14 protein-coding genes are annotated in these 16,398 nt (G+C 69.2%); 8 read left to right on the top strand and 6 right to left on the bottom strand.

Annotation, left to right across the window (positions count from 1 at the left end):
- Window positions 1–16: 16 nt before the first annotated feature.
- Together EDD27_RS50130 and EDD27_RS50125 are read right to left on the bottom strand one after the other, a co-directional pair.
- Window positions 17–2,302 carry a TIM-barrel domain-containing protein gene (locus EDD27_RS50130; protein WP_127939766.1) on the bottom strand — a complete coding sequence of 762 codons (2,286 nt, stop codon included), beginning with the start codon at window positions 2,300–2,302 and terminating at the stop codon, window positions 17–19.
- A gap of 272 nt (window positions 2,303–2,574) precedes the next feature.
- Window positions 2,575–3,969: an NAD(P)H-quinone dehydrogenase gene (locus tag EDD27_RS50125; RefSeq protein ID WP_127939765.1), complete on the bottom strand. Its 1,395-nt coding sequence runs from the start codon at window positions 3,967–3,969 to the stop codon at window positions 2,575–2,577.
- 186 nt (window positions 3,970–4,155) lie between these two features.
- Here EDD27_RS50125 and EDD27_RS50120 point away from each other — a divergent pair, with 186 nt between their 5' ends.
- Entirely contained in the window at window positions 4,156–4,641 is a 486-nt protein-coding gene (locus EDD27_RS50120) for a gamma-glutamylcyclotransferase family protein (protein ID WP_421917046.1), read from the top strand.
- Here the strand turns inward: EDD27_RS50120 and EDD27_RS50115 are convergent.
- A complete protein-coding gene (locus EDD27_RS50115) occupies window positions 4,638–5,942 on the bottom strand; it encodes an MFS transporter (protein ID WP_241564667.1) in 1,305 nt (434 codons plus the stop codon). The genes EDD27_RS50120 and EDD27_RS50115 overlap by 4 nt on opposite strands.
- 109 nt (window positions 5,943–6,051) lie before the next feature.
- On the opposite strand from EDD27_RS50115, the gene EDD27_RS50110 reads away from it, so the two are divergent.
- From EDD27_RS50110 to EDD27_RS50090, 5 genes are all read left to right on the top strand, one after another.
- Window positions 6,052–7,032: an Lrp/AsnC family transcriptional regulator gene (locus EDD27_RS50110; RefSeq protein ID WP_127939763.1), complete on the top strand. Its 981-nt coding sequence runs from the start codon at window positions 6,052–6,054 to the stop codon at window positions 7,030–7,032.
- Complete coding sequence (locus tag EDD27_RS50105; protein WP_127939762.1) at window positions 7,029–8,333, top strand: M20/M25/M40 family metallo-hydrolase; 1,305 nt, start codon at window positions 7,029–7,031, stop codon at window positions 8,331–8,333. The genes EDD27_RS50110 and EDD27_RS50105 overlap by 4 nt, the downstream gene beginning before the upstream one ends.
- A gap of 3 nt (window positions 8,334–8,336) precedes the next feature.
- Window positions 8,337–9,140 carry a purine-nucleoside phosphorylase gene (locus EDD27_RS50100; protein WP_127939761.1) on the top strand — a complete coding sequence of 268 codons (804 nt, stop codon included), beginning with the start codon at window positions 8,337–8,339 and terminating at the stop codon, window positions 9,138–9,140.
- Between the two features lie 56 nt (window positions 9,141–9,196).
- Window positions 9,197–10,816, top strand: coding sequence for a phospho-sugar mutase (locus EDD27_RS50095; RefSeq protein ID WP_127941472.1), 1,620 nt, complete (start codon window positions 9,197–9,199; stop codon window positions 10,814–10,816).
- A gap of 240 nt (window positions 10,817–11,056) precedes the next feature.
- Complete coding sequence (locus EDD27_RS50090) at window positions 11,057–11,521, top strand: SMI1/KNR4 family protein (protein WP_127939760.1); 465 nt, start codon at window positions 11,057–11,059, stop codon at window positions 11,519–11,521.
- Window positions 11,522–11,594: 73 nt separating this feature from the next.
- On the opposite strand, the gene EDD27_RS50085 is transcribed toward EDD27_RS50090, so the two are convergent.
- Window positions 11,595–12,491, bottom strand: a complete 897-nt coding sequence (locus EDD27_RS50085) for an aminoglycoside phosphotransferase family protein (RefSeq protein WP_127939759.1) — start codon at window positions 12,489–12,491, stop codon at window positions 11,595–11,597.
- A 200-nt stretch (window positions 12,492–12,691) separates the two neighbouring features.
- Window positions 12,692–13,348 carry a winged helix-turn-helix transcriptional regulator gene (locus EDD27_RS50080; RefSeq protein WP_127939758.1) on the bottom strand — a complete coding sequence of 219 codons (657 nt, stop codon included), beginning with the start codon at window positions 13,346–13,348 and terminating at the stop codon, window positions 12,692–12,694.
- Between the two features lie 67 nt (window positions 13,349–13,415).
- Here EDD27_RS50080 and EDD27_RS50075 point away from each other — a divergent pair, with 67 nt between their 5' ends.
- Window positions 13,416–14,351, top strand: a complete 936-nt coding sequence (locus EDD27_RS50075; protein ID WP_241564666.1) for an alpha/beta fold hydrolase — start codon at window positions 13,416–13,418, stop codon at window positions 14,349–14,351.
- Window positions 14,352–14,634: 283 nt separating this feature from the next.
- Window positions 14,635–15,585 carry a maleylpyruvate isomerase N-terminal domain-containing protein gene (locus EDD27_RS50065; protein ID WP_338324726.1) on the top strand — a complete coding sequence of 317 codons (951 nt, stop codon included), beginning with the start codon at window positions 14,635–14,637 and terminating at the stop codon, window positions 15,583–15,585.
- 427 nt (window positions 15,586–16,012) lie between these two features.
- Here EDD27_RS50065 and EDD27_RS59135 read toward each other — a convergent pair whose 3' ends face one another.
- The gene (locus EDD27_RS59135) at window positions 16,013–16,255 is read right to left on the bottom strand and encodes a site-specific integrase (RefSeq protein WP_421917389.1); all 243 of its coding nucleotides are present in this window, start codon (window positions 16,253–16,255) and stop codon (window positions 16,013–16,015) included.
- Window positions 16,256–16,398 lie beyond the last annotated feature (143 nt).

The following is a 16,398-nucleotide window of genomic DNA, read 5'->3' as shown; positions in this document are numbered from 1 at the left end:
ATCCCTCCAGGGGGTGTTACGAGATGACGGCCCGCGCGGGAGCTCCGGCCACCGGGGCGATCTCCACCGCGGTGACGCGCTTCGGGCCGGTGACGGCGACACGTAGTTCGTCGCCGTCCCTGGTTGCGACGGCGACCGTCACGCCGTCTTCGTCGTGGATCTCGGTGGTGCCGTCGCCGCCCCCGAAGGCGACGAGGGTGATCTCTCGCGGCACGTCGACCGTGTCTCCCTGCTCGGAGACCGGGATGAGCGCGCCGTCGCGTACGAAAAGGGGAACCTGGTCGAGCGGCTTGCGGACCGCGACATAGCGGGAGCCTTCCAGCACCTCGCCCGTCCAGTAGTCGACCCACCTGCCCTGCGGCAGGTACACCTGCCTGACGCCCTCAGGCGCGACCATGGGCGCGACGAGCAGGTCGCGGCCGAACAGGTACTCCAGGTCCGCCTGCCAGGCAACGGGGTCGTCCGGGTAGTCCACGCAGAGCGCCCGCATCATCGGCGCCCCCGTGCGCGCGGCCTCGACGGCCGCCGAGTAGATGTACGGCATCAGCCGGTAGCGCAGCTTCAGCGCCTCCACCGCCTGCGCCTCGACGGCCGGGAACTCCCACGGCTCGCGGGTGGTCGTGCCGTGCAGCCGTACCAGCGGCGACAGGGCGCCGAACTGGGTCCAGCGGACGTACAGATCGTCCGACGGCCGGCCGGTGAACCCGCCCGCGTCGTGGCTCCAGAACGGCACCCCGGACAGGCCGTGCGCGAGCCCGCCCCTGATCGTGCTGCCCATGGCGGCGTAGCTGGTGTAGGTGTCGCCGTTCCACTGGGCGCTGTGCCGCTGCCCGCCCAGGTACGACGACCGCGCCCACACCAGCTCGTGCCCGTTGACCTCGCGGGTGACCTCGGCGACCGCGTCGTTGAAGAGCAGTGTGTAGACGTTGTGCAGGTCGGTCCCGCTCATGCCGTTGTAGGCGATGGCGTCCGCGGGCACACCTTCGGCGAAGTCCGTCTTGAACGCGTCCACGCCCTGCCGCAGCAGGTTCCTCAGCAGCCCCTTGAACCAGTCGGCCGCCGCCGGATTCGTGAAGTCCACGATCCCGCAGGCCGGGAACGACCCGTGCCAGCAGTCAGCGACGTAAGCCTCCCCGTCCTCGGTCTTCAGGAAAAATCCGGCGCTGGCCGCCTCCTCGAAGGCCGGGCTGAGATGGGAAATGTAGGGATTCATCCAAAGACAGATCTTGAACCCCATGTCATGCAACTCGCCCAGCATCTGCTCCGGCTGCGGGAAGTTGGCAGGATCCCACTGCAGGTCAGACCAGTGCCCGTCGGTCTGCCAGTACGTGTCCAGGTGCAGCACGTCGCACGGGATGCCACGTTCCCTGATCGTGCGCGCCCTGGCCAGCACCCGCTCCTGGCTGTCCACGCAGAACCCGGAGGAGATCCACGTCCCGAACGCCCACTTCGGCGGCAACGACGGGCGGCACGTGAGCCGGTCGTAACGGTCCAGAACGTCGGACGGGGTCGGCCCGGCGATCACGTAGTAGTCCATGACGTCGTCGGGCACCAGGATCTGCACGACGCTGTGCGTGGACTGGCACACGTCGAACTCGGTGGGCGCGCCGCTGTCGACCAGCACGCCGTAGCCGCGGCTCGACACGTACAGGGGGATGTTCTTGTAGGCGCGCTGCGACTCGGCGCCGAACGCGTCGAAGTTCCACATGAGCGGCCGCTGGCCGCGCTTGTCCAGCCGCGTGAACGACTCCCCGAACCCGGCGAAGGCCTCGTCGGGGGCGGCGGCGAAACTCTCGTGGAAGGCCACGGCCGCGCCGCCCGCGCTGGAGCGGCCGAACGGCAGCGTACGCAACCTTCCGCTGATGTCGGTGTGCCCGCGGTCCTGCTCCAGCACCGTGGCCCCGGAGGCGTCGGTGAAGCGCAGGTGCCACGGCGCGAGGCTGATCTCGGCCCGCAGCGCTCCCGCGTCGATCACAATCGGCTCACCTGGAGTGACCCCGGCACGGGCCCCTGAGTACGTACCGGGCGTCACCAGCGAGATGGCCCCTTCCGACCGCGGCCTGGCGGCCGCGTCCTGTGACAACCGCACCCGGATCACGCCCTCGCCGGCCACACCCACCTGCACGACGAGCATCTCCTCCGCCGTGGTGACCGCCTTCAGCATCACCTCGGCGCCGTCGGCCGCGACCAGCTCGGCCGCGGTGACCGCCGACAGACCGCCCTCGCCGCGTGCGCGAACCGGCAGTTCGGGCGGGTCCGCGACGAAGTACTCGTGCGCGACCAGTGGGGGGCGATAGGGCATGGAAGCTCCTTATGAAACGGCTGCGCCAACTCGTGAATTAGTTTGCTGTCCATACCAACAAACGTCAACGGCAACAGCCCGTCGTTTAGTTTGCTTTCCATCCCAACTACGGCGGGCGCACGCCAGTGAACACCGCACGCGCCCGCGCCGACGGCAGGCGTATCAGGTCCACCGCAGGTGGCCAGGGAGCGCATGCGTCAGGCGCACCACAAGTAGCGCGACACCGCCGACGCCGTCGTCGGACCGGCGGATGATCGCGGCCGTAGGGGAGGCTAGATGCCGCTCGCCGTCTGGGGCTGCATGAGGCGGCGGGCGGCCTCGGTGATCGAGCCGGACAGCGACGGGTAGACCGCGAACGTGTGCGCCAGATGATCGACCGTCAGCCGCTGCTGGACGGCCACCGACACCGCCAGGATCAGCTCCGACGCCCGCGGCGCCACCACGACCCCGCCCAGCACGATCCCCGTGTGCGGCCGGCAGAACAGCTTGACGAAGCCGTCGTTGAAGCCCTGCATCTTGGCCCGCGCGTTCGTGGCGAGCGGCAGCTTGACGACGTTGGCCTCGATCTCGCCCGCCTCGATGGCCCGCTGGGCGACCCCGACCGCCGCGATCTCCGGGTCGGTGAAGATGTTGGAGGCGACCGTGGCCAGCCGCAGCGGCTGCACGGCCTCCCCGAGCGCGTGCCAGACCGCGATCCGCCCCTGCATGGCGGCGACCGAGGCCAGCATGAGAACGCCCGTGCAGTCACCGGCCGCGTAGACGCCCGGCGCGGACGTTCGCGAGACCTTGTCGACCTTGATGAAGCCGCCCCGGTCCAGCTGGACCCCGGCCTCCTCCAGCCCGATCCCGGCGGTGTTGGGGACCATGCCGACCGTCATCAGCGCGTGGGACCCCTCGGCCGTGCGCCCGTCCTCCAGGGTCACCACCACTCCGTCGGCGGTGCGCTTGACGGAGGACGCGCGCGAGCGCCCCATGACGTTCATGCCGCGCCGCCGGTAGACCTCTTCGAGCACCTCGGCGCCGTCGGCGTCCTCGTTGGGCATCATCCGGTCCCGGCTGGAGACCAGCGTGACCTCGGCGCCGAGGGACCGATAGGCGCCGGCGAACTCCGCCCCGGTCACGCCCGACCCGACCACGATCAGATGCTCGGGCAGCTCCTCCAAGTCGTAGAGCTGGCGCCAGTTGAGGATGCGTTCGCCGTCGGGCTCGGCCCCGGGCAGCACGCGCGGAGTGGCGCCGGTGGCCACGAGCACGACGTCGGCCCGGATCGTGCGGTCCCCGGCCCGCACCACCTGCGGGTCCACCAGCCGCCCGCGGGCCTTGATGATCTCGACGCCCTCGGCCTCGACCCGGGTCGCGATGTCCGCGGACTGAGCCTGCGCCAGCTCCTTCACCCGCTTGTTGACCAGCGGCAGATCGACCCCGACCGTCCCCGGCTCGCCGTCGGGCCCGCCGTCGAACGAGATGCCCAGCCCGGGCGCGTCGAGCAGGGCCTGCTTGCGCACGGAGGTCGCGATCAGCGTCTTGGAGGGCACGCAGTCGGTCAGCACGCATGCGCCGCCCGGCCCGTCCTGCTCGACCATGGTGACTTGCGCGCCTAGCTGGGCGGCCACCAGCGCCGCCTCGTAGCCGCCGGGTCCGCCACCAATGATCACGATCCTCGTCACGTGTCCCATTCTCCCGTACGAGCTCGACCGAGCTGTAACCGGGCTGCGTCCCATCCAGCTCAGCGACGAAGGATGACGGATCCTTCTGCTGCGCCTGAACCTCATGATGGATCGACTCGGCTCCTCGGCATGGCAGGATGGCGCGGTAGCTGGACGATGAGCAGCACCCAGCGAGAGGGGTGGATCGTGGCGTGGCTTTCAGATTCGGGAAAGCCCAATGAGCTCAGGCTTTATGCCGCGTACGGCTCCAACATGGATCCTGAGCAGATGGCCATGCGCGCCCCGCACTCCCCCATCCGGGGTGTCGGCTGGCTGACCGGTTGGCGCCTGACGTTCGGCGGATTCGATCCGGCCTGGGGCGGCGCGCTCGCCACGATCGTCGAGGACCCGGACGAGCACGTGTTCGTCGTGCTCTACGACGTGCCCGACTGGGAGGAAACCTCACTGGACCAGTGGGAGGGCGCGGTGCGCGGCGCCTACCACAAGGTGCGGCTGCGGGTGCAGACCCTCGAGGGCGAGGTCCTGGCCTGGTTCTACGTGCTCGACGGCTACGAGGGCGGCCTGCCCTCGGCCCGCTACCTGGGCAGCCTGGCCGAGGCGGCCGAGCGGGCGGGCGCCCCCGACGACTACGTCAAGGAGTTGCGGGAGCGCCCCTGCACCTCGTTCGGCTAGCTGAGCGGCTGGTCCTTGGTCTCGCGCAGCACGAAGATGTAGACCAGGGTGGAGATCAGCGCGAGCGCCGACATGTACCACGGGAACAGGCCCGGGTTCTTGGCCTCCTGCAGCGCGGTGCCGATCAGCGGGGCGGTGCCGCCGAAGAGCGCCACGGTCAGGGAGTACGGGAACCCGGCCCCGGCCGCCCGCACCCGCGTGGGGAAGAGCTCGGAGTTCACCGCCGCCGAGATCGAGGTGAAGCAGCCGAGGAAGACCATGCCGATGAGCTGCACCAGCAGCAGGCTGCCGTACGCGTCGGTGAGCATGCCGAGCAGCGGCACGGGCAGGATCAGGAATCCGAGGCCGAAGGTGATCAGCATCGGCTTGCGCCCGATCCGGTCCGACAACATGCCCAGCAGCGGCTGCAGGATCATGAAGAAGACCAGCGAGATCGTGCCGATCTGCAGCGAGTCCGCCTTGTCGAAGTTCACGGTGATCTGCGCGTACGTGGGCAGGAAACTGGTCCAGGTGTAGTACGCGACGGTGCCGGCGATGGTGATGCCGACGATCGTGAGGGCGGACCTCGGGTGGTGCTTGAGGAAGTCGAACATCTGCGGCCGCGCGGCCTCGCCCCGCTGGATCTCCCCGGCCACGGCCGACGTCTCGTCGGCGCCCTTGCGGATCCACAGGCCCACGAGGCTGAGCACGGCGCCCACGATGAACGGGATACGCCAGCCGTAGGAGCTCATGTCGGCCTCGATCAGCACCGTGGCCAGCAACGCGGCCAGTCCGGAGGCCAGCAGCTGGCCGATGGTGGTGCTGACGTACTGGAAGCTCGAGAACAGGCCGCGGCGGCCGGGCGGGGCCGACTCCACCAGGAACGTGGTGGCGGCGGCGAACTCACCGCCGACCGACAGGCCCTGGATCAGGCGGGCCAGGGTCAAGATGACCGGCGCCAGGACGCCCACGGCCGCGTAGGTCGGGGTCAGGCCGACGAGCAGCGATCCCGCGCCCATCAGCATGATCGTGAACGTCATCGCGGCCTTGCGCCCGTAGCGGTCGGCGAACGCGCCGACCAGCAGGCCGCCGAGCGGGCGCATGAAGAAACCGACCGCGAAGACCGCGAACGAGCTAAGCAGCGGCACCAGGCTGTTGCCCGCGCTTTCCGGGAAGACCTGCTTGGAGAAGTAGATGGCCAGGAACGTGTAGGCGTACCAGTCGTACCACTCGACAACGTTGCCGATGCTGGCCGCCATGAGCTGGCGGGAGCGGCTCTTGGGGATGCCGAGGGGGGATTGGGTCACGGGGGAGGTCGCCACGGAGGCTCCTTTGCTGACATGTGCGGTATGCCTTACTCTGCTATTAGACGACCGAAACAGTCAAATTTGCGGATGCGAATTTACATTCCAGACATGGAAACGGGTGTAGGTGGACGTTCTCGACCGGCGCCTGGTCGCCGCTCTCCAAGTCAGCCCCCGCGCCTCATGGGGCGAGATCGGCCGGGCCGTGGGCGAGCATGAGCGCACCGTGGCCCGCCGCCTGCAGCGGCTCCTCACGGACGGCGTGGTCCGGGTCACGGCGATCTACGACGACCTGCGCACCGGGCACGGCCGCCCGGTGCACCTGGACGTCCAGGTACGCCCCGGCTGCGCGGCCCAGGTGGCCAAGGCGCTGGCCGACCGGCCCGACACGCGCTCGGTCTACGCGCTGACCGGCGTCGCCGACCTCGGCTGCGAGCTGGTCTCGCCGTCGCGCGAGGCGCTGCACCGCATCCTGTCCGCGGAGATCAGCGCGATCGACGGGGTGTCGCAGACGCAGACTCAAGTCGTCCTCCACACGTTCAGGACCGTGGCGGAGTGGCACGCTCCTTACCTCACCGATCAGGAGGTCGCCGAGCTGCAGCCGGCGCCGCCCCCTGAAGGCCTGCCCGACGAGGAGGGCCTGTCACCTCTGGAGCAGGAGATCGCCGAACTGCTCGCCGCCGACGGCAGGATCGCCTTCACGGCGGTGGCCGAGCGCCTCAACATCTCCGTGCCCACCGCGCGCCGCCGGGTGACCTCGCTGATCGAGCGCCGGCTGCTGTTGCCGCGCGCGGAGGTGGAGCCCGCCCTGCTCGGCCTGGAGGTGGAGGCCATGTTGTGGCTGAAGGTCCGCCCGTACGGGCTGGACCAGGTCGGGCAGCGGCTGGCCGGGCATCCGAACGTGCGTTACTGCGCGGCCACCTCGGGCACCCATTCCCTGATCGTCCAGGTGGTGGCCGCCCACGAGGCGGACCTCTACCGTTTCATGACCGGCGTCGTCGGATCCCTCGACGAGGTCACCGACAGCGACCTCACCCTCATCACCCGCGCTTACAAGCGCGGGCACCTGCACAAGTCCGGACTGCTCACACTGGAGAAAACGCCATGACACCTGCCGAGAAGGAAGTCGCCGACCTCTGCGTGGAGCTGATCCGCGTCGACAGCAGCAACTACGGGGACGGCAGCGGCCCGGGTGAGCGGGCGGCTGCCGAGGTCGTCCTGGCCAGGCTGGCCGAGGTCGGGATCGAGCCCACCTACGTCGAGAGCGAGCCCGGACGCGGCAACGTGGTCACCCGTGTCGAGGGCACGGACCCGTCGCTGCCCGCGCTGCTCGTCCACGGGCACCTGGACGTGGTTCCGGCCAACGCCGCCGACTGGTCGGTGGACCCCTTCGGCGGCGAGGTGCGCGACGGCTACATCTGGGGCCGCGGCGCCGTGGACATGAAGGACATGGACGCGATGATGCTGGCGGTGCTGCGCCAGATGAAGCGCGAGGGCCGCCGGCCGCGCCGCGACATCGTCTTCGCGTGGGTGGCCGACGAGGAGGCCGGCGGCGTGTACGGCGCCAAATACCTCACCGCACACCACCCCGGGCTGTTCGAGGGCGTCACCGAGTCGATCAGCGAGGTCGGCGGCTACTCGCTGGAGGTGGACCCGTCGCTGCGGCTCTACCTGATCGAGACGGCCCAGAAGGGCCTGGCCTGGATGAAGCTGATCGCGGACGGCACGGCGGGGCACGGCTCGATGCTCAACTCCGACAACGCCGTCACCGAGATCGCCAAGGCGGTGGCCAGGATCGGCGAGCACGACTGGCCGCTGACGTACACACCGACCGTGCGGCAGTTCCTCACCGAGGTCGCCGACGCGTTCGGCATTCCCTTCGACGAGTCGGACCCGCAGCCGATCCTCGACAAGATCGGGCCGCTGGTGCGCTTCGTGGGCGCGACCCTGCGCCACACCACGAACCCGACCCAGCTCGGCGCCGGCTACAAGTCCAACGTGATCCCCGGCCAGGCAACGGCCGTGGTGGACGGGCGGTTCCTGCCGGGGTTCGAGGAGGAGTTCTTCAAGACCATCGACTCGCTGATCGGGCCGCGCGTCCGGAGGGAGTTCGTGCACCACGACATCGCGCTGGAGACGACGTTCGACGGGGCGCTCGTGGAGTCGATGATCGCGGCGCTCAAGGCCGAGGACCCGACGGCGCGGGCGATCCCGTACTGCATGTCCGGCGGCACCGACAACAAGACGTTCTTCGCCGACCTGGGGGTGCGCGGGTTCGGGTTCGTGCCGCTGCGCCTGCCTGCGGACATGGACTTCGCGTCGATGTTCCACGGCGTGGACGAGCGGGTGCCGGTGGAGGCGCTGCAGTTCGGCGTGCGGGTGCTGGACCGGCTGCTCCTAAACTACTGAGCTGTGAGCAACGACGCGTACACCCTGGCCAGTGAGGCCGCTGCGGCACTGCACAACGCCGCCGGTCTCGACACCTTCGACGTGGCGCTCGTCATGGGGTCGGGGTGGGTGCCCGCCGCCGACGCGATAGGCGAGACGGTGCGCGAGATCCCGTTCATCGAGCTGCCCGGCTTCCAGGCCCCCGCCGTGGCCGGGCACGGCGGCAAGATCCGCGTCGTGCGCACCTCCAGCGGGCGGCACGCGCTCGTCTTCCTCGGGCGCACCCACCTGTACGAAGGGCTCGGGGTGGACGCGGTCGTGCACGGTGTGCGTACGGCCGCCGCGGCCGGCGTCCGTACGGTCGTGCTCACCAACGCGGCCGGCGGCCTGCGGCCCGAGACGCAGAGTGTCGGCGACCCGGTCCTGATCAGTGACCACATCAACCTGACCGGCGCCAACCCGATCACGGGGACCACGTTCATCGACCTCACCGAGGTCTACTCGCGCCGCCTGCGCGCGCTGGTCAGGGAGATCGACCCGACTCTCGCCGAGGGCGTCTACGTGGCCTTCCGCGGGCCGACGTACGAGACGCCGGCCGAGATCCGCATGCTGCGCACGCTGGGCGGGGACATGGTCGGCATGTCCACTGTCCTGGAGGCCATCGCCGCCCGCGAGGCGAACCTGGAGGTGCTCGGCATCTCCCTGGTCACCAACCCAGGCGCGGGCCTGTCGGGCGAGCCGCTCAACCATGAGGAGGTCCTCGAGGTCGGCCGCGCCACGGCGACCCGCATGGGCGTGCTGCTCGCCAAGGTGGTGGACCGGCTGTGAGAGACGAGCCCCACGCGCCGGCCGGCACGCCCGCAGCGTCCGACGCCGCCGACCTCATGGCGGCCGCCCGCCTATGGCTCGCCCAGGACCCCGACCCCGACACCCGCGCCGAGCTGACCGCGTTGCTGGAACGCGAGGACATGGCCGCCCTCCAGGACCGCTTCGGCGCCAAGCTCGAGTTCGGCACCGCCGGTCTGCGCGGTGAGCTCGGAGCCGGCCCCAACCGGATGAACCGCGTCACCGTCATGCGCGCCGCCGCCGGCCTGGCCAAGGTCCTCGGCCCCGGCAAGCACGTGGTCATCGGCTATGACGCCAGGCACAAGTCCGACGTGTTCGCCCGCGACACCGCGGCCGTCCTGACGGGCGCCGGCCTGCACGCCTCCCTCCTGCCGTGCCCCCTGCCCACCCCGGTCCTGGCCTTCGCGGTCCGCCACCTGCGGGCGGACGCCGGGGTGACGGTCACGGCCAGCCACAACCCACCCCGCGACAACGGCTACAAGGTCTACTGGGGCGACGGCTCCCAGATCGTGCCGCCCATCGACAGCGAGATCTCCGCCGCCATCGACGCCGTCGGCCGCGTGGACGAGCTGCCGCTGCACGGCCCCGGCACGCTGACGGAGCTCGGCGAGGGCATCATCGACGACTACATCGAGGCCGTCACGTCCCTGCCGCTGGGCGACGCCCGCGACCTCAAAGTGGCGTACACGCCCCTGCACGGCGTAGGCGCGGCCACGTTGACCGGCGCCTTCCTGGCCGCCGGCTTCGACAGCCCCATGGCGGTCGAGGAACAACGCGCCCCCGACCCGGACTTCCCCACCGTGTCCTTCCCCAACCCGGAGGAGCCGGGCGCGATGGACCTGGCCATCGCCCTGGCCGCCAAACAGGGCGCCGACCTGGTCCTGGCCAACGACCCGGACGCCGACCGGTGCGCGGTGGGCGTACCACTGCCCGACGGCACCTGCCGCATGCTGACCGGCGACGAGGTCGGCGGCCTGCTTGCCGAGCACGTGATCACACACACCACCGGCGACCGCATGGTGGCCACCACCATCGTCTCCTCCACCCTCCTCAGCAAGATCGCCCAAGCGCACGGAGTCCGCTACGGCGAGACGCTGACCGGCTTCAAATGGATCATCAAGGCCGGCCCCGGGCTGGTCTTCGGCTACGAGGAGGCCATCGGCTACAGCGTCGGCTCGGACACCGGCCTCCCGGTTCACGACAAGGACGGAATCGGCGCCGCCCTGACGGTGGCCGCCATCGCCGCGGCGGCCAAACGCGACGGCCGTACCTTGCTGGACCTGCTGGACGACCAGGCCCGCCACTACGGCCTGCACGCCACGTCGCAGCTGTCCTTCCGCGTAGCAGACCTGTCGCTGATCGCGGATGCCATGTCCCGCCTGCGTGCGAACCCCCCGGCGGTCCTCGGTGGGCACGCGGTGGAGCACATCGACGACCTGAACAAGGGCGAAGGCGGCCTCCCACCCACCGACGGCCTGCGCTACCGGCTGTCTGGGAACTCCCGCGTGGTGGTCCGCCCTTCGGGCACGGAGCCCAAGCTGAAGTGCTACCTGGAAGTGGTGGTGCCGGTGACGGGCGAGGTGTCGGACGCCCGCGCCCGCGCCACCCAGGACCTCAACGCCCTGAAAGCCGACCTCTCTACCACCCTGGGCCTCTAACGGCTCCCAGGGCCGAAAGCATGGTCCTCCGCGATGAGCGGCGCTACGCGCCATGAGACTCCGGGCAGCGCTCTGTGGGGGCAAGCCCCCAGCCCCCCGGGCGAGGGGACTCCCGTCCCCTCGCGCTCCCTGGACGTGACCTGCCAAGCAAGCCAGCAAAACCGACATGAGCTCGCTTTTCCGAACCAAGAAACGATCTTGCTGGGATGGTCGGAGCAGTTGAGCCGTAGGCTGCTGGTCATGGCGCGATTCGAAGACGTCAAGGCAACGTTCTGGGGCGACGGCGGCTACGGCGTCCAGCTGCCGGTCACGGAAAAGGCGATCACGGAGGCCGAGCGCGAACTTGGTGTGACGCTTCCTTCCGCATTGCTTGACCTTCTCCGCGTTCAGAACGGCGGCCGGGTGGCGGCTGAATGGAACGCCTTCGCCACCAGCCAGCCGACTTCGTGGAGCGAAGACCACATCCCATTCACCGACTTGATGGGTATTGGTCGGCACGAACGCATGACCTCGCTGCTTGACACCCCGTACTTGATCGAGGAGTGGGAGATGCCGTCGCCGATCGTGCTCCTCTCCGGCGATGGGCACCACTGGATCGGGCTCGACGGTCAGCCTGGCTGGCGCCGAGGAGAGGCTCCGCCAGCTCGATCGGGGCCACGGGCAGCATACGGCCGTGGACCTTGGCATCCCCACCACGCGCGGTGATCGATGAACCCCACGAAGGTGGGCTGCCGCATGGCCCTCAACCAAGATCGAGAACAAGTCGAAGAAGTGTGCATCAAACGCCCTTCAGGACACGATCAAGTGCCGCCCGGCCTGCAGGTCCCCAGTTCGGCTTGCCGCCGGGAAGGCCCCGATCTCCGTTCTGCCCCATGAGCATCAGGAAGAGGCTCTTCATCGCGGCCAGCCCGCGGGCGCGCCGGATTGCCGCCTCGTCCGCGTGCCCGTACATGTCGAAGAACCGTGAGGCCGTGCCCGCGGGTAGCAGCACCCATGCAGCGGCAAGGTCCCACGCCGGATCGCCGGCGAACATGTCACCGAAGTCGATGATGCCCGAGAGCGTTCCGTCCGAGACGACGACGTTCGCGGGATGGAGGTCGCCGTGCACCCACACCGGCGGGCCCTCCCACGCCTGGGCCGCAACGGCGTCGTCCCAGACGTCCCGGACGTCGGCAGCAATGTCGTCGGGGGCAACGGCCTGGAAGAAGTTCTCGAAGCCGTCCGTGCAGTTCCTGGGGTGGGCACCGCGGTCCTTAGCGATCGGCGCCTCGGCGGGCGCCTCCACATGGAGCGCCTGGAGGAAGCCCGCCAGCGTGTCGGCCGCGTGGGCGCCGCGGCTGATCGAGCCGTGGTCCAGCGGCTCGCCGGGAACCCACGTCATCACGGTCCAGTGCTTGGGGAAGCGCTCGGACGGTTCGCCGAACCGCACAGGGGTCGGCACCGGGAGCGGCAGGCGCGGGGCCAGCACGGGTAGCCACCGCCGCTCCTTGAGCTGGAGCTCCGGGGTGGGGTCCATGCGCTGCATGCGCACGGCCAACTCGTCCCCGAGGCGCCACATTTGGTTGCCCCAACCGCCCACCACCTCGCGGATGGCCAGCCCTGCAAGGTCTGGATGTTGCTCCTGCAGCAAGTCGCGGACCAGGTCTGCGGTGATCTCGATCTCAGTGTCGGTCATGCGAAGTCACAGTACTGAGGCGGCAGGCGGAGCGGCTCTCGCTCTCCGGAAGATCTCGCTGTCATTCCTCTGGCATCACCAATTCGGCTTCAGAGAGCTCCAGATCAGGGGCTTTGGGACGGAACGGCCCCATAGTTCAGAGAAGCAGGCGTGTTCGTGGGCGCAGGGGTGCCGTAGGGGGTGCGTGATGGGGCGAGCGGTCATAGGGACGCGGAGCCCCCGGCCTCGGCGCGTCGGGGGTTGAAGACGCCTCGCACGGCAGCTTCATCGCCTTCGATGTCGACGAGCCCAAGGGTGTCGTTGAGCGTGAGCACACCCGCTGCCAGGCCGAGAACGATCGAGGCGTCAGCGCGCACGACGGCATCGAGATTGCGACCGTCATGCAGGCTGACCTCGACACCCGAGCCCGTCGTCCTCACCTGAATCAGGCGGCCGTCGACCGCGATCCCCACCGTCGATGGTCGGCATGCGGCCTCCTTGCCGGCGAGCAGGGCCGGAAGGGCGAGGAGGAGCCATTCGGCGCGGAAGTTGTCGCCGCCTGGTCCGCGCGCCATGAGCGGCGTGGACCAGCGGATGAGGCTCTCGATCGGCTCCCGCAGCTCGGCGCCCCACGGGGTGAGGGCGTACACGATGGCGTTGCCCTCCTCGGCCAGGCGCCGCTCGACCACTCCGGCGGTCTCGAGGTCTCGGAGGCGGTCGGTGAGCAGGTTGGTGGCCACGCCAGGGAGCCCATCGAGCAGCTCGCGGTAGCGGGCGGGAGCCATGAGGAGCTGGCGGACGATGAGCAGATTCCACCGGTCGCCCACGACATCGAGCGCCCGGGCGAGACCGCAGTACTGGCCGTAGCTTCGACTCATTCCACCTACTTGATGATTTCAAGCTTGTATGACTATATCTAGCATAGTCAGCGAAAGGAGAGTAGCCGTGGCTGGCACGGGAAGGCCCAGGTGGGTCGACGACGAGCTGTTCCCGTTCGAGAGCCGCTTCGTCGCCATCGACGGGCACACCGTCCACTATGTGGACGAAGGATCGGGGCCGACGCTACTGCTGCTGCATGGCAATCCGACCTGGTCGTTTGTGTATCGCGACGCGATCCGTGCCCTGCGGGACGAGTTCCGCTGCGTCGCCCTCGACTACCCCGGCTTCGGGCTGTCGTCTCCCCGCCCGGGCTACCGGTATCTGCCCGAGGAGCACGCCCAGGTCGTCACCGCCTTCGTCGACGCCTTGGCCTTGAGCGGGGTCACCCTGGTGGCCCAGGACTGGGGTGGCCCCATCGGCCTCGCCACCGTCGAACAGCGGCCCGCCGCCTTCGAGGGTCTTGTGCTGGCCAACACCTGGGGCTGGCCGGTCACCGGCGACCTCCCCTTCGAGGCCGTCTCCCACCTGCTGGGCGGCCCCCTGGGGCGCTTGCTGGTCAGGCAGTTCAACCTGTTCGTCAACGCGATGATCCCTGCCGGGCACCGGCTGCGGAAGCCGACTGCCGACGAGATGGCCCATTACCGAAAGGCTCTCGCCACCCGCAACCGGCGTGACGCGTCGGCCGTGCTCCCCCGGCGCATCACCGCCAGCCGCGCCTTTCTCGCCTGTGTCGAGGCCGGGCTCCCCGCCCTCGCGTCACTCCCGACGCTCATCGTGTGGGGCGACGGCGATTTCGCTTTCCGGGAGAAGGAGCGACAGCGATGGGAGCAGATCTTCGCCGACCACCACACCGTGATCCTCGAAGGCGCTGGCCACTTCGTGCAGTCCGACGCGCCCGGCCTGTTCGCGGCGGCGATCCGTGACTGGCGGTCCGCACCCGACGGGCGGCGCACACCCCCGACTCGCCGGGGCGCCCGGCGCGAAACGCCAACGGAGTCTTAGTGGCCTACGACGCGCGCCTGGCGGACCGTGTCCGGGGAGCTGCTGGTGGACGGCTCGCCGGTGACCGAACAGATGCTGTTCGGAGGACTCGCCTTCCTCGTCGCCGGCAAGGTAGCGGTGGCGGCAAGCGGCCAAGGCGGCTCTTGGCGGGGGTCGATCCCGCACGCGCAGACCGTCTCCTCGCGACCACCAACGTACGGCCGATGGACATGAAGGGCCGAGCGGTCCAGGGCTGGCTGCACGTCGACGGCGACGACCTGCGCACCAAGCGTCAACTGGCCCAATGGATCGCCATCGTGACAGCTACCGCCAGAAATGCTCCCGCCAAGAGACCAGATCGATGACGGACACCCCTGCCGCAGGCAAAGCCCCGTCTCTAACGCCCAGAAAGGTGCTACATGGCTCCGGCTGCGACGCGCAGTGGTGCATCCGAACCCTGGCCCAGGCTCGTGCGGCGTTGCGGGACGTCGTCCCCAGCCTCGTCACACTTGTGCGGAGCGTTCCTGACGCCAACACCGCAGGGGTCGGTACTTGGACGGTGGGCGATGTCGCGGCTCACCTATCCCATGTTTTTCGCTTCGACACCGACGCCGTCGCCGGAAGACCGGTCCCGGACGCCATGGTGACGATGGCGGGAATGGCCGAGGCCAACGCGACGATGCTGGCCGAGGACGGCGAACGGGACCCAGCCGTCCTCGCAGATCGCATCGGCACGCTTGCAAACAAGTTCGACGACGTCGCGTCGCGTTCGCGAGCAGCCACCGTCGATTGGCTGCAAGGCGCCCGCCTTCCGCCTTCGGCGGTGGCATGTCACCTGCTCGAGGAATGCCTGATCCACGGCCACGACATTGCCACAGCCACAGGGCGTCCGTGGCCAATACAGCGTCACCACGCGCTACTCGCGGTCGAGGGCGCCGCGCTTCCGCTTATCGCGGCTCTGCCTCCCACTGCCTTCTTGAACCAGGAGAAGGCCGGGTCCTTCCGAGCCCGCTTCGAACTGCGCCTGCGTGGAGGTGGACGCACGGTGCTGAACTTCGACGGCGGCTCGTTGACGCTCGACGCGGCTGGCACACGTGACGTTGACGCCCACATCTCTGCCGACCCCCCGGCTCTCATGCTGGTGTTCATCGGCCGACAAGCAATATGGAAACCACTTCTTGGAGGGAAGCTCGCCGCTTGGGGCCGTCGGCCATGGAAGCTCGCCCACATGCTCACCGCCATAAGCCCCCCATAGCCCGTTCGTCGGACGGTCCGCCAGCAGCACTGGCCATGTGATTTTGGTGGCGCATCACTCGGGCTGTCGGCACCCGTTCCGTCAGGGCGTCGATCCGTGCCCCTGCGGCGACCGCTCGGCCGCCTTCCGACCCGTGGCGGACCGCGCCTTCGACCTGGCCGACATCGTCCAGGCCCCCGCTACCTGGAGTCCAACAGCCAGATTGGCAAGATCGTAGTCACCGCCGCTCCTCCGATCTGCCGCAAGATCGGAAGAGCGGCCCTGCAAGCTCGCGCACAGCGCCACCGCAGCGCACACGCTGGTGAACGCGGCATCCATGTCCGCCGACGACATCAGCCATGCCGCTGAGGGCTGTCGAGACGAGGCAGCATTTTCGGGTTCACATGCAATTGCGCGCACAGTAGACAAGCGTGCTCATGCTGGCAGCTCATCGCGGTGGGAGCGCAGGGCACCGAACAGGGCGTCCCACTGGCGATCCGCTTCCGGGTGATCGAGTTAATCGTTCCCGCGGCCCCGGCGACCGCGTCCGCGCGGCCTGCTGGGGCTTGGTGGTTCGCTGCAGCCAGAGCACGAACTCGCGAACCTCTGACGCGGTCACCTTGTCCCAACCAAGATCGAAGACTTGGAGCCACCGCCACCAGCGCAGCAGATCATAGGCGTAGCTCCGCACGCTTCCCGAACGCCGTCCCCGCGCCACAAAGTCGCGCAGGTAGCGACGGATCGGCTCGATCACTCGCCCTTCGACGTCCTGCACCTCGTACGGAACCACGCCGACGGTCTCTACCGCGCGCCCCCAAGTTGGGAGGCGCAAGC

The organism is Nonomuraea polychroma, from assembly GCF_004011505.1.
GTDB classification, from domain to species: Bacteria; Actinomycetota; Actinomycetes; order Streptosporangiales; family Streptosporangiaceae; genus Nonomuraea; species Nonomuraea polychroma.
Note: the sequence above shows the minus strand (reverse complement) of the source record. Positions and strands in the feature narration are given on the sequence as shown.

Coding starts and splice junctions, on each gene's coding strand:
- EDD27_RS50130 (WP_127939766.1), bottom strand. CDS start 2,302: ATGCCCTATCGCCCCCCACTGGTCGCGCACGAGTACTTCGTCGCGGAC.
- EDD27_RS50105 (WP_127939762.1), top strand. CDS start 7,029: ATGACACCTGCCGAGAAGGAAGTCGCCGACCTCTGCGTGGAGCTGATC.
- EDD27_RS50095 (WP_127941472.1), top strand. CDS start 9,197: ATGGCGGCCGCCCGCCTATGGCTCGCCCAGGACCCCGACCCCGACACC.
- EDD27_RS50090 (WP_127939760.1), top strand. CDS start 11,057: ATGGCGCGATTCGAAGACGTCAAGGCAACGTTCTGGGGCGACGGCGGC.
- EDD27_RS50085 (WP_127939759.1), bottom strand. CDS start 12,491: ATGACCGACACTGAGATCGAGATCACCGCAGACCTGGTCCGCGACTTG.
- EDD27_RS50080 (WP_127939758.1), bottom strand. CDS start 13,348: ATGAGTCGAAGCTACGGCCAGTACTGCGGTCTCGCCCGGGCGCTCGAT.
- EDD27_RS50065 (WP_338324726.1), top strand. CDS start 14,635: ATGGATCGCCATCGTGACAGCTACCGCCAGAAATGCTCCCGCCAAGAG.